The 13,296-nt window shown below is 69.5% G+C and carries 10 protein-coding genes; 7 read left to right on the forward strand and 3 right to left on the reverse strand.

Annotated features, from left to right (window positions below; translation table 11 throughout):
- Positions 1 to 34: 34 nt before the first annotated feature.
- Entirely contained in the window at positions 35 to 2,104 is a 2,070-nt protein-coding gene (locus AC1Q87_RS17975; RefSeq protein ID WP_492610201.1) for an ATP-binding protein, read from the reverse strand.
- A 600-nt stretch (positions 2,105 to 2,704) separates the two neighbouring features.
- Here AC1Q87_RS17975 and AC1Q87_RS17980 point away from each other — a divergent pair.
- On the forward strand, positions 2,705 to 3,775 hold the full coding sequence (locus tag AC1Q87_RS17980; RefSeq protein ID WP_492610202.1) for an SPOR domain-containing protein: 1,071 nt from the start codon (positions 2,705 to 2,707) through the stop codon (positions 3,773 to 3,775).
- Here AC1Q87_RS17980 and AC1Q87_RS17985 read toward each other — a convergent pair.
- Complete coding sequence (locus tag AC1Q87_RS17985; RefSeq protein ID WP_492610203.1) at positions 3,772 to 5,571, reverse strand: ABC-F family ATP-binding cassette domain-containing protein; 1,800 nt, start codon at positions 5,569 to 5,571, stop codon at positions 3,772 to 3,774. The two genes, AC1Q87_RS17980 and AC1Q87_RS17985, sit on opposite strands and share 4 nt — an antisense overlap.
- 42 nt (positions 5,572 to 5,613) lie before the next feature.
- Positions 5,614 to 7,716, reverse strand: a complete 2,103-nt coding sequence (gene pbpC, locus AC1Q87_RS17990) for a multimodular transpeptidase-transglycosylase PbpC (RefSeq protein ID WP_492610204.1) — start codon at positions 7,714 to 7,716, stop codon at positions 5,614 to 5,616.
- 47 nt (positions 7,717 to 7,763) lie between these two features.
- On the opposite strand from pbpC, the gene AC1Q87_RS17995 reads away from it, so the two are divergent.
- From AC1Q87_RS17995 to AC1Q87_RS18020, 6 genes are all read left to right on the forward strand, one after another.
- Positions 7,764 to 8,228, forward strand: coding sequence for a YcgN family cysteine cluster protein (locus AC1Q87_RS17995; protein WP_492610205.1), 465 nt, complete (start codon positions 7,764 to 7,766; stop codon positions 8,226 to 8,228).
- Between the two features lie 112 nt (positions 8,229 to 8,340).
- A complete protein-coding gene (locus AC1Q87_RS18000) occupies positions 8,341 to 9,258 on the forward strand; it encodes a DnaJ C-terminal domain-containing protein (RefSeq protein WP_492610206.1) in 918 nt (305 codons plus the stop codon).
- A 92-nt stretch (positions 9,259 to 9,350) separates the two neighbouring features.
- Complete coding sequence (locus tag AC1Q87_RS18005; RefSeq protein WP_492610207.1) at positions 9,351 to 9,677, forward strand: PepSY domain-containing protein; 327 nt, start codon at positions 9,351 to 9,353, stop codon at positions 9,675 to 9,677.
- 8 nt (positions 9,678 to 9,685) lie between these two features.
- Positions 9,686 to 10,378 carry a response regulator transcription factor gene (locus AC1Q87_RS18010; RefSeq protein WP_056015905.1) on the forward strand — a complete coding sequence of 231 codons (693 nt, stop codon included), beginning with the start codon at positions 9,686 to 9,688 and terminating at the stop codon, positions 10,376 to 10,378.
- A gap of 2 nt (positions 10,379 to 10,380) precedes the next feature.
- Positions 10,381 to 11,763 carry a sensor histidine kinase gene (locus AC1Q87_RS18015; RefSeq protein WP_492610615.1) on the forward strand — a complete coding sequence of 461 codons (1,383 nt, stop codon included), beginning with the start codon at positions 10,381 to 10,383 and terminating at the stop codon, positions 11,761 to 11,763.
- 90 nt (positions 11,764 to 11,853) lie between these two features.
- The gene (locus AC1Q87_RS18020) at positions 11,854 to 13,248 is read left to right on the forward strand and encodes a hypothetical protein (RefSeq protein WP_492610208.1); all 1,395 of its coding nucleotides are present in this window, start codon (positions 11,854 to 11,856) and stop codon (positions 13,246 to 13,248) included.
- The last annotated feature ends 48 nt before the right edge of the window (positions 13,249 to 13,296 follow it).

Genomic DNA, 13,296 nt, shown 5'->3' on the forward strand with positions numbered 1-13,296 from the left:
CGCGCGCCGTTCCAAGGCCGCGCGACGCTAAAGTTCAGGCCGCGGCGACGCCGCTGATTTCGCCCAGCCAGCGGGTGAGGACGTCGTGCAGGGCCTGGATCTGGATGGGCTTGCCGACCGCTGCGTTCATGCCGGCGCGCAGGCAGGCGGCTTCCATCTCCGGCATCACGTCGGCGCTCATAGCGATGATCGGCACCCCGGCGCAGACGCCGCCCAGGGCGCGGATGGCGCGCGTCGCCTCCAGTCCGTCCATGCGCGGCATGTGTACGTCCATGAGGATCAGGTCGCAGCCGCTGGTCTGAGCGGCGGCCACCGCCTCCTCGCCGTTTTCCGCCAGGATCACCTCGCAGCCGAGCAGGCCGAGGACAGTGGCGCCGAGCTCGCGGTTCATCGGATGGTCGTCGACCAGCAGCACGCGGGCGGCGAGCGGGGCGGCGCTCTGCGCCTCGGCGACTTCGCGCACTGCGCCGGCCGCGCGTGGGGCCGGGAGTTCGAACCAGAAGGTCGCGCCGGCGCCTGGTTTGCTCTCGACGCCGATCTTGCCGCCCATAAGTTCAGTCAGGCCGCGGCAGATCGCCAGGCCCAGACCGGTGCCGCCGTGGGTGCGGCTGACCGAGGAGTCGCCCTGGCTGAAGCGCTTGAACAGCCGCACGGCCTGTTCCGAGGGGACGCCGGGGCCGGTGTCGGTGACGCGAAAGCGCAACAGCAGGCCATCGGCCGTCTCGATAGCCTGGAGGTCGAGCCGCACGCGCCCCTGGTCGGTGAACTTGATGGCGTTGGAGAGCAGGTTGAGCAGGATCTGCCGCACCCGCAGGTCGTCGAGCATCACCGGCGCCTCGACCGGGCCGATGAAGCCGAGCTGAAGATCCAGGCCCTTGCGGCGGGCGGCCTCGGCGACGATGGCCAGGGCGTCCTGGGCGACGCTGCGCGGATTGACCGGCGCGGGCGACAGTTCGACCTCGCCGGCCTCGACTTTCGAGAAGTCGAGGATGTCGTTGACGACGGTCAGCAGCGAGGCGCCGGCGCGGTCGATCAGCGCCAGCTGGCGGCGGGCCGGTTCGGGCAGGTCGTCGCGCTTGAGCAGCACCTCGGTGAAGCCGACGATCGAGCTCATCGGGGTACGGATTTCGTGGCTCATGGTGGCCAGGAATTCGGTCTTCGCCTGACCGGCCGCCATGGCGCGGCCCTGGGCGGCGCGGGCGATGCGCGTGCGGCTGGCCCAGAGCCGCTTCATCCGCTTCTGGTCGGCGATCACCATCGCGGTGGCCAGGCTGGTGAAGAAGTTGATGGCGATCAGGAACTGCAAGCTGCGCGTGCGTTCGGCCAGGCTCCAGGTCGCGCCGTTGATCGGCGCGGGCAGGGTGACGATCAGGCTGGAGAGGACGACGGCCATGATCATCGCGCCGACCGCCGCGCCGCGCGGTCCAAGCCGGAAGGCGAGCAGGGCCATGAGCGGGAAGAGCAGCAGCGACAGCGGGAAACGCACGGGGAGGAGCGTGACGAAGCTCATCGCCGCGACCAGGCTGTAGAGGCAGAGCTGTTCGGCCGGCGACCGGCGGAAGTCGCGGATCATGTCCGGGCGCACGACCATCAGGCAGGCCGGCAGCATGATCGCCATGCCCAGGGCGTGGCCGTAGAACCAGCCAGATAGCACCGTGTTGAAGCTGCGGCCGTACAGCGTGAAGACGTCGGCGGCGAGGATTGCGGTCAGGCCGGTGGCCGGGGCGACGGCCAGCAGCAGCAGGCGCGTCACCCGGGCCATGCTGGTCAGCCGCATGGTCTCGCCGCAGAATTTTCGCGCCAGCCAGGCGGTGGCGGCGGCTTCGCCGATGGTCAGCGCCGGAAACGTGGCTGCGGCCACCGGCGGATTGCCGACGACCAAGTTGTAGGCGAACTGCACGGCGAAGCAGGCGAAGGCGGCGGCCAAGCCCCAGCGCCGCGGCAGCAACAGGAAGCCCGCCGCCAGAATGCCGCCGGCCAGCCAGATCGTGGCGATGCCGCCGCCCTCGCGGGTCAGGTTCAGGCTGAACGCCATGCTCGCGCCGTAGGCCACAGCCACGCCGCTGGCGAGCGCCAGATTGTAGAACCAGGTCCGAGCCGTCATGGGTTTCCCGCGCGTCTCGGCGATGCTGCGCCCGCTGTGGACACCAAACGCTTAAGGCGTGGGCGGAACGGGACGGTATGTCGCAGGCGCCCGGAAAATGGGCGAGGTCGATAGCAAGAGGGCGACGCTGCGGTCACCCGCAGCATCGCCCCCTCATCCAGATCCCCTGGGATCCATGCCTCGAGCTCGACCCCGGGACGACGTGGCGTGGGGGTTCCCCACCGGGTTCCGTCGTTGTCCAGGCGCCGTCTGGAGGAGGGGTTCCAGGTCGCCCTGGTTCCTATCCTCGCCGTCCGCCCGCTCGGCGAACCGGTCCCCCGTTCGCCCGCGCCGCAGCTCCCCTCGGCCTCTTGACGGTCTCACCGGCGTTGCCGTGACGCAACTTCCGCGCGCTGCGGGCCTGTGCGCGACCTTGGGTGAAATGGTTAACAAGTTGTGCGCAACCTGGGAGTCGACGTGCGCCCGGCCCTTTCCGGAGCAAGGGTTGCTCGACGGTCCACAGAATTGGGCTGCGGAAGGCGCCCTAGCGCTAACCCTGTTGCCGGACGACGAACTATGCGACCTCCTGCAGGTCGAGGTTGCGAAGCAAGGAGCGGTTCGGTGCACGCGCGGTTCGGATGGGGAGTGACGCTGGCGGCGCTGGCGCTGGCCCAGGGCGCGCACGCCGACATGAGCGATGGCGCGCTCAACCCGCGCGAACGCCGCGCGGTCGCCGCCAGCGGTCTCCCGGCGGCCTCGGTGGTCTATGCCAAGTCCGACCTCGTGGTGGCGATCCGCAACCGCGGGACGCCGAGCGACGGCGGCGGCGTGTTCGAAGGCGTCGTCCTGCAAGGGGAGGTCATCTCGGACGAGGCCGAGCGCGTGATCGGCTACCGCTCCATGCGCTCGACCGTGAACGTCGATTGCGTGCGACGTCGGGACATGGTGGTCAAGATGACCGTCTTCACCGAACCGCAGGCCAAGGGCGTGGCGATCAACCGCCATGTTCCCGGCGGCTGGGTGCAGCCCTCGCCGGACGCCTACCTGGCGCAGGTGATCCGCGCGGTCTGCGGACCGGCGCCGCAGATCGCCGCGGCGCCCCCCGTGTCGGAAAAGCCCGTCCCCTCCAAGCCCGCGCCGAAGGCCGCGCCGGCCAAATCCGCCAAGCCTGCGAAGAGCGCGCCGGCGGCGGTCGTCGAGGTTCCGCCAAGCCCGCCGGCCGGACCGCCGGTTCCCAGCGAAGAGGCGCCGATGCGCACGGCGGTCGAGGCGCGCCGGATTCGGCCCGCGAGCGCGGCGCTCGCGGCCGTGCCGGCGACTCCGCCCGTAGCGGCCGCATCGGCGGAAGCGGCGTCGCGGCCGGCGCTCGACCTGCGCCCCTTGACCCCGGCGGCGGTGCGCGAAGGGAGCGCCCGGCCCGCGCCGACCCCGGCTCGCGCAACGGCCCCGGCTTCAAAGCCCAAGACCGCCGGCAAGGTCGCCGTGCAGATCGCCGCCGCAGCCAGCGAGCCGCAGGCGCGCGAGGCCCTGGCCAAGATCAAGGGCAAGGTGACGCCGCCGCTCGCCAGCGCCGTGCGCAGCGTCGTGGTCGACGGTAAGACCTTCCATCGGGCGCTGGTGACCGGGTTCCAGACCCGGGCTGAAGCTCAGGCGTTCTGCAACGGCCTCAAGGGCGACTGCTTCATCCGCTAGCGGGCCAGGGCCTCGCGGCGCTCTTCCAGCTCCAGCCACTCTTCCTCGGACGCGGAGAGCTCTTGTCGCGCGGCCTCCAGGGCGGCGTTGAGCTTGGCGAATCCGGCCGGATCGCGGGTGTAGAGGTTCGGATCGGCCATGTCGGCTTCGAGCTTGGCGATCTTGCCGGGCAGGGCGGCGATGGCCGCGTCCAGTTCCTGCAGACGGCGCTGGTCCTTGTAGGACAGCTTGCTGGGCTTCGGCGGCTCGGCGCGCGGGGCGGCCGGCTTCGGCGCGGCGGGCGCCTGGGCCGCGCCATCGGCGACGGATTTGAAGAAGCCCGGGTTCTGCGAGAGGAAGTCCTGCCAGCCGCCGGGGGTCTCGACGACCTTGCCGTGACCGTCGAGCGCGATGGTCGAGGTCGCCAAGCGGTCGACGAAGTCGCGGTCGTGGCTGACCAGGATCAGGGTGCCCTCGTAGTCGGCCAGCAGGTCCTCCAGCAGGTCCAGCGTGTCCATGTCGAGGTCGTTGGTCGGCTCGTCCAGCACCAGCAGGTTGGCGGGCGTGGCCAGGGCGCGGGCAAGCAGCAGGCGGTTGCGCTCGCCGCCCGACAGACTGCGGACCGGTTGGCGCAGCTGGTTGTCGGTGAACAGGAACTCCTTGGCGTAGGCCGCCACGTGCTTGGGCTGCCCGCGAACCATGACCTGGTCGCCGCCCAGCGGCGTCAGCACGTCGCGCAGCGTCATCTCGGGCTTCAGATCGACGCGGCCCTGATCGATGTAGGCGATCTCCAGGTTCACCCCGAGGTTCACCGAGCCGGTGTCGGGCGGCAGTTCGCCCAGCAGCAGCTTGACCAGGGTGGTCTTGCCTGCGCCGTTCGGCCCGACGATGGCGACGCGGTCGCCGCGCAGGATTCGGGTCGAGAAATCCTTGACCAGGGTGCGGTCGCCGAACGCCTTGGCGATGTTCTTGACCTCGGCGACGCGCTGGCCCGAAAGGCCCGACGAGGCCAGGCCCATCGAGAGGTCGCCGCGCACCTCGCGCATGCGCTCGACCTTGGTCTTGCGCAGCTCCATCAGCGCCCGGCGGCGGCCCTCGTTGCGAGCCCGGCGGCCGGTGACGCCCCGGCGCAGCCAGTATTCTTCCTTCTCCAGCTGCTTATCGAGCCGGCGGCCCTCTTCGGCTTCGGCGGCCAGGATGCGCTCGACCCACTCGTCGAAGGCGGCGAACCCCTTTTCAAGACGGCGGACGCGGCGGTGTTCCAGCCAGAAGCAGCGGTTGGTGACGCGCTCCAGGAAGGCGCGGTCGTGGCTGACGATGACGAGCGCCGACCGCGTGGCGGCGAGTTCCGCCTCCAGCGTCTCGATCGCCAGGATGTCGAGGTGGTTGGTCGGCTCGTCCAGCAGGATGACGTCCGGCTCTTCGGCGAAGGCGCGGGCGAGCGCGGTGCGGCGGATCTCGCCTCCCGACAGGCCCTTGGCGGGCTTGGCCGGGTCGATGCCGAACAGCTCGAGCGCCGCTTCGCCGCGGTGCGGCTCGGCCCCGCCGGCGATCACGTAGTCGAGCAGCGTCTCGCCGACGATGTCCGGCTCCTGCGGCACGTAGGCGATGCGGATCGACGGCTGGACCGTGCGCTCGCCCTCGTCGGCGGCGATCAGGCCGGCCAGGATCTTCAGCAGCGTCGACTTGCCCGCGCCGTTGCGGCCGACCAGGCAGGCGCGCGAGCGCGGCTCGACGGCAAGGTCGACGCCGTCGAACAGCATCTTCGGACCGTCGGCGAGGCGGACGTCCTTGAGGGCGAGAACGGGGGGCTTCATGGGCGCCTGCACATATAGGGAGCCGCGCGCCGAGGCGACCCCTCAGTTCGGCGCAGGCTCGATGTCCGGCTCGACGACGTCCGGTATCGGCAATTGCGGGATCGGCTGCGGCGGCGGGGCGACGTCGCGCTCGGTCGTCTCGAAATCGTAGGCCAGGCCCTCGTAGAAGCCGTTGCGGGGGTCGTCCTCGTACACCGGCTCGGGGTCGGGCAGCAGCCATTCGAACTCGCGGCTCGGCAGGTTCATGTGGGCCGTGACCATGTAATCCTTCCAGATGGCGGCGGCGACCTGGCCGCCCGTCACCTGGTTCATGGGCCGGTCGTCGTCGTTGCCGACCCAGACCCCGGCGACATAATCCGGCGTGAAACCGATGAACCAGGCGTCGCGGAAGTTCTGGCTGGTCCCCGTCTTGCCCGCCGCCGGCCGCCCGAAGTTGGCCCGCGTCCCGGTCCCGTTAGTCACCACCTTCTGCATCATCTTCACCATCATGCTGGCCCAGTGGATGTCGTAGGCCGGCACGGGCGACGAGGTCTGGTGGGTGTAGATCACCTGACCGTCGGCGGCCTGGATCTGCGCCACGATGTACGGCCGCAGTCGGTTCCCGCCCGTCTGGAAGACCTGGTAGGCCGAGGTCATCTCGATGAGCGGCACCTCGTAGGCGCCCAGCGACACCGAGAGGTTCGGGTTCGGCGGCAGGGTGCTGATGCCGAAACGACCGGCCAGATTGGCGATCGCAGCCGGGCCGACTTCCTGGCCGAGCTGGACGGCCACGGTGTTGAGCGAGCGGGCGAGGGCGGACTCGACAGTCACGGTTCCCGCGTACTTGCCGCCGTAGTTCTTGGGCTCCCAGTCGCCGATCTTCACGGGCTCGTCGACGCGAGTGTCGGTGGGCAGCACGCCCTTTTCCAGCGCCGCAGCGTAGATGAACGGTTTGAAGCTGGAGCCTGGCTGGCGCTTGGCCTGGACGGCGCGGTTGAAGACGCTCTTGGTGTAGTCGACGCCGCCGACCATGGTCCGGATCGCGCCGGTCGAATCCAGGGCGATCATCGCGCCCTGGCTGGCGCCGCTGGACTTGCCGTCGACCTCGATGATCCGCCGCAGCACCTGGGCGCCGGCCGACTGCAGGCGCGGATCGATGGTCAAGGTCACGTTGAGGTCCGGCGAGTTCTCGCCGACCATCCGCAGCACCTCAGCCTGGGCGTAATCGATGAGGTAGCCGTTGTCGCCTTCGTTGGCCAAGGCGGTGGCGGCGAGCTTCGGAGGCGCGGCTAGGGCGGCGCGCATCTCGGCCTCGCTGATCCAGTTCTCGCCGCGCATCCGCTCGAGCACCAGACGCTGGCGTTGCAGCGCCTTGTCCATGTTGCGGTGGAGCGCCATCCGCGACGGGGCCTTGGGCAGCGAGGCCAGCAGCGCGGCTTCCGAGAGGTTCAGCTGCGTGGCGGGCTTGCCGAAATAGGTGCGCGAGGCGCCGTCGAGGCCAAAGGTGTTGGCTCCGAAGTAGATGCGGTCGAGATAGAGCTCGAGCACCTCGTCCTTGGTCAGCATCTGCTCCAGCTTGTAGGCGAGCGCCGCCTCCTGGATCTTGCGCTTCAGGTTCTGCTCGGGGCTGAGGAACATGCCCTTGGCGAGCTGCTGGGTGATGGTCGAGCCGCCTTCGACGACGCGGCCGGCCTTCTGGTTGGCGCGCGCGGCCCGGGCGATGGCCCAGGGATCGACAGCGCCATGCTGGTAGAAGCGCCGGTCCTCGGCCGCCAGGAACGCCTTGGGGACATAGTCGGGCAGGGCCGCCAGCCGCACGTTCTCGCCGTACTGCGGGCCGCGCGAGGCGATGAACTGGCCGTTCATGTCATAGAACTTGATCGCCGGCGCCCGGGTGGTGGCGTAGATTTCCTGGCGGGTCGGGACCTGCGGCAGGTCCTGCAGGTAGGTCTTGTTGATATGGTTCCAGGCCACGCCGGCGGCGATCAGGCCGGCGACGACCAGCACCAGCATCGCGACGGCGGTCCACTTGAGCACCGCCCACAACAGCGACCGCCCGCCACGCTTGCCTTTAGGCGACGAACCGGTCAGGTCAGCCTCAGGCGGCTCCCGGCGCTGGCCGAAAGGCGTCTTTGCGCGGTTAGGGTCGTTGTTGTCGTCGGTCACGGGTAATCTGGGGCGGCTGAATTTGGATTGTGTAGGGCGCCTGTAGCATGGCTTCGAGGCCTTTCTGGGAAACGAAGTCCCTCGAGCAGATGACGGTGCGCGAGTGGGAGAGCCTGTGCGACGGCTGCGGGCTCTGCTGTCTGGTGCGCTTCGAGGACGAGGACACCGGCGAGGTCTTTCCCACCCGGGTGCACTGCAAGCTCTTCGACTCCGAGCGCTGCACGTGCACGAACTATCCCGAGCGCAAGAAGTACGTGCCCGACTGCATCAAGTTGACGCCGCAAAACATCGACGCGCTGCAGTGGATGCCGCTCAGCTGCGCCTATCGTCGCATCAACGAAGGACGAGGCCTGGCGTCGTGGCACCCGCTCGTGTCGGGCGATCCGGAGAGCGTGCACACGGCCGGCGTTTCGATCCGTGGCGAAACCATCAGCGAGGAAACGTTGGAGGATCCGGAGGACGCCATCCAATATGCGGCGTGGGATCTTCTGGAGGAGCGCGGCGGAGACTAGTTGCGGCTCCCTGGTTGTGGTAAATATGTCACAATGAGGCTTGCGCCGTCCGCCAAACGGCCTAATTGAGTGCCCCGTAGTTATCTCCCCGAAGTTTTGAGAGGTCCCTTCCTTGGCGCGCGACCCCTATCAGGAGCTGGGCGTCTCTCGCGGCGCGAGCGCTGACGAGATCCGCAAGGCGTTCCGAAAGCTCGCCAAGCAGCACCACCCTGACACCAACCCCGGCGACAAGGCCGCCGAAGAGCGCTTCAAGCAGGTCAGCGCCGCCTTCGACATCCTGGGCGACGCCGAGAAGCGCAAGAAGTTCGACGCCGGCGAGATCGACGCCGATGGCCGCGAGACCATGCGCGGCTTCGGCGGCGGCGGGGGGCCGTTCGGCCAGCAAGGCAGCCCGTGGGGCGGCCAGGGCCGCTACTCCGAGACCATGGAGGGCGGCGACCTCGGCGACCTGTTCAGCGAGATCCTCGGTCGGCGCGGGGGCGGCGGAGGCGGCTTCGGCGGGTTCTCCCAACGCGGCTCCGACGTACGGGCCAAGCTGGAGATCGACCTGGAGGAGGCGATCCACGGCGCCAAGAAGCGCATCGCCTTCTCGGACGCCCGAACGATCGACGTCACCATTCCGAAGGGCGCCGAAGAAGGCCAGACCCTGCGCCTGAAAGGCCAGGGCTCGCCGGGCCGCGGCGGACCGGGCGACGCGTTCATCGAACTGGTCATGCGGCCGCACCCGATCTTCCGCCGTGAGGGCGAGGCGTTGGTGATGGATCTTCTGGTCTCGATCCCCGACGCGGTGCTCGGCGGCAAGGTCGAGGCCCGCACGCCGGACGGCGCGGTCACCCTGACCATTCCGAAGGGCGCCAACAGCGGCCAGTCGCTGCGTTTGAAGGGCAAGGGGCTGTCGGACAGCCGGGGCAAGCGTGGCGATCTGCTGGCGCGCATCGTACTGATGCTGCCGGACAAGCCGGACCAGGAGCTCGAAAGCTTCGCCGAGCGTTGGCGAAAAGAGCGTCCGTACACGCCCAAGAAGAAGTAGTTTTCGCCGCCGCCAGTGACAGCGTCGGCGCGGGCCTTCATAAACCCCGTATTCAGGCCCGGTTCAGTGATCTGGATCTAATGCTGCGGTTCATGAAACGCCTCCTTGTCATCGCCGCGTTGCTGGTCGCCGCACCCGCGGCCGCCCAGCCGTACCCTGACTACGGCCGCCCGTCCTATGGCGGCAGGCATGATCAGGATGCGGCCCGCGACGCGGTGCGCGGCGGGCGGCAGGTGCCGCTGTCGCAGGTGATCGCCAACATCGCTTCGCGCACGCCGGGCCGTCAGCTCAACACGACCCAAGGCGACGCGGGCGGACGCCCCGCCTACTTCGTGCAGTGGCAGACCAACGACGGCCGCGTGATCATCTTCGTGGTCGACGCTCAGAGCGGCCAGATCATCTCGCGCCAGGGCGGCTAAGGAGTTCCATGCGTATTCTATTGGTCGAGGACGATCCGGACCTGTCGCGCCAGCTGAAGGCGGCGCTCGGCGACGCCGGCTATGCGGTGGACCACGCCGCAGACGGCGAGGAGGCCCAGTTCCTCGGCGAGACCGAGCCCTACGACGCGGTGATACTGGATCTCGGCCTGCCCAAGGTCGACGGCGTGTCGGTGCTGGAGCGCTGGCGGCGTGAGAGCATGGCCGTGCCGGTGCTGATCCTGACCGCGCGCGGCGCCTGGAGCGAAAAGGTCGCCGGGTTTGACGCCGGCGCCGACGACTACCTGACCAAGCCGTTCCACACCGAGGAGCTGCTGGCGCGGCTGCGGGCGCTGCTGCGCCGCTCGGCCGGACACGCGGCCCCCAGCCTGTCGCTAGGCGGCCTGCGTCTCGACCCGCGTGCGGCCCGCGCCAGCGTCAATGGTGAACCGCTGCGCCTGACGTCGCTGGAATACCGCCTGCTTCACTACCTGATGATGCATCAGGGCCGGGTGATCAGCCGCACCGAACTGGTCGAGCATCTCTACGACCAGGACTTCGATCGCGACTCCAACACCATCGAGGTGTTCATCGGCCGCCTGCGCAAAAAGATCGGCGCCGACCGGATCGAAACCGTCCGCGGACTGGGCTATCGCCTGACCGCTCCGGCCGAGGAACTGGGGGGCGGGGCGGCCGGCTCGTGACCATGCCGAACCTCGGCCAGCCTTCGCTCGTCCGGCGGCTGGTGATCCTGGCCGCGGGCTGGAGCCTGGCCGTTCTGGTGGTCTGCGCCCTGGTGTTGGCGTTGCTCTTCCAGCAGGCGGCGCTGCGCCGCTTCGACCAGGGCCTTTCGGAGCTGATCGACAACCTGACCGCCGGCACCACCATCGCCGAGAAGGGCGAGGTCGTAGCGCCGGCCCTGACCGACCTGCGGGCCCTACGCGCATTCTCCGGCAAGTATTGGCAGATCGCCGAACCGGGTGAGGGCGGCAAGCTGCGGGTGTTGGTGCGTTCGCGCTCGCTCTGGGACAGCGAGCTGAAGTCGCCGGCGGACATCGTCGGCCGCCTGGACGCCAAGCCTGGCCAGCCGGTCTCCTACGACACGTTCGGTCCGCTCAACGAGCCGCTGCGGGCGATGGCCACCCAGGCCAAGCTGCCGGGCCGCGCCGCGCCGGTGGTGTTCATGGCCGCCGAAGACCGCAGTCCGGTCGACCGCGACGTGCGGGGCTTCGTCACCGCGACCGCCATCGCCTTCGTGCTGCTGGCGGTCGGCATGATCGCCGCGGTGGTCATCCAGGTCCGGGTCGGCCTCAACCCGCTGTTCGCGCTGCGCCGCGAAGTGGCGTCGGTGCGGCGTGGCAAGGCCGAGCGGGTCCAGCGCGCCTATCCGAGCGAACTGTCGCCGCTTGCCGACGAACTCAATGCGCTGATGGCGCACAACCAGGAGGTCGTTGAGCGCCAGCGCACGCACGTCGGCAACCTCGCTCATGCGCTGAAGACCCCGCTGTCGGTGATGTTGACCGAGGCGCGCCAGACCGGCGGTCCGCTCGCCGAGGTCGTCGAGGGCCAGGCGGAGGCGATGCGCATGCAGGTCGATCACCACCTGCGTCGGGCCCGCGCGGCGGCGCGCACCCAGGGATCGGGGGAGCGAACCTCCGTGGCTGACGTCCTCGACGAACTCTCGCGCACCCTGGAGCGGATCTTCGTCGACAAGGGCGTCGAGATCGACTGGGACGCCGACGACGACCTCTATTTCCTCGGCGAGCGTCAGGACCTGCTGGAGCTGGCCGGCAACGCGATGGAGAACGCCGGCAAGTGGTGCAAGGCGAAGGTCCGGGTCCGCGCCGGCGCCGCGCCGGGCGAGCGCCTGCGCCTGACGGTCGAGGACGACGGCGAAGGGCTGACCCCGCAGGAGCGCGAAGCCGTCGTGCGCCGCGGGGCGCGGCTGGACGAAAGCGCGCCGGGTTCGGGCCTGGGGCTGTCGATCGTCGACGAACTGGCGCGGGCTTATGGCGGCTCGCTGAAGTTGGGCGAGGCCCGGCTTGGCGGACTTCTGGTCGAGTTGGACCTGCCGCGGGCTGAGGCCTGATTTTGCAGGACTTTTCGTAAAGCCTTAACTCGCCGGCGCCATGGTCTGGCCGTGCGGGAGAAGTGCGCCTGCAGTGGAGCGTCTTCCCATATGGCCGGCCTGCCCGACGCCAAGATCGACATCGTCCGCACCCTTGTGGCCGGGGCGCCTGACAAGGTGATCAGCGGCCTGCGCAACGCGCTCGCGGCGGCGGAAGGCGACACCGCCCTGGCCGGCGTGCGCCGGGTGGTCGAGGCCGAGGTCGCCGAGCGCACGTTGCGGAACAAGGTCCTGCAGCCCATTGCGCCGCTGTTCGTCGACCGCAGAGGCGATCCCGAGCGTCTGGCCTTCCCGCCACGCGCGCTGTCGATGCTGTGGCGGGGGCTGCGCGACGTCGCGGCCGAGGACGTGGCGGCTGCAGCCCTGGTCATGGCGGACTATGAGCCGGGCGTGACCTCGCATGAGGCCTTCGACCGACTGACCGCACGCTTGGTCGAGGAAATGGATGTCCGCACTCAGCGCGACATCGTCGCGGGGCTGGACGTCGTCGAGGCCGATCGCGCGGGCGGGGAGGCGGCTCTGCGCGCCTGCCTTGTCATGTCGCCGGTCGTTCGCCGGGCGACCGAAAAGCTGCCCGAGTGGATCAGCCGCACCACCCAGGAGCGGGCGGCGGCGGCGCGGCTGGCCTATCGCGACGCCTGCCGGGCGGGTGAAGACGCCGGTCCGCGGTTCTTCGAGATGCTGGGCGCGCAACTCGCCGAGCCCTGGACCATATTGCGGATCGTCTCAGCCGTGATGGATCACCCGACCGAAAGCTATCTCTCTGGGTCGGAGCTCGCGGTGTTCGCGACCCGGCTGATGGAGTCGGTCGACGCCAATCTGAGGGCGGTGGCGGCGTTCGACCTGAATGGAGGCGCGGCGACAGGTGAGGCCGCCGCGGCCACGGTCGAGATTCTGACCCTGCAGGTCACCGAGCTGGAAAACGCCATCGACCTGGCGCGCGAGGGTGGCTGGGGCGGGCGGATTCAGAAGCAGAAGCAGTCGCTGGCCTCGGTCGTCGAAAAGCGCCTGCGAGAGCTGCCGCGGCTGCAGGCGGCGGCGCTGCCGAGCCAGAAGGTGCGGGTGGCGCGGGCCCTGATCTCCGAACCGGAGCTGAGCTCGCCGCCGGATCAAGGCCAAGTCGAGCGTTGCCGAAGCCTGCTCAGCTTCGCCGAGGGCATTCGCGCGAGCGCCAACTACGGCGGGTTCGCCTCCACCCGCGCCAAAGTGATGGAGGCCGCCGGCGAGGCGCTCGACCAATACGTCGAGGACGTGCTGCTCCGTGTGCGGGAGGGCGAGGCGCCGGATCGCGAGATCGCCGCCCTGAAGCTGCAGGTCGCCGCCGAGTTCGCCGGTCTGATCCACGAACCGCGGGCGAGAGAAATCGTACGCCGGCGCGCGGCGAGCGCGTTCGGGGCGGTCACGGCGCCGCGACCGGCCTGGGAAGACCCGGCCCGGCCGCTCTAAACTCTGCTTGAAACTGGGCCTGCGCCGATCGGACCTGTGGAACTGACG

This window comes from Phenylobacterium sp. GW823-FHT02A09 (assembly GCF_058797775.1).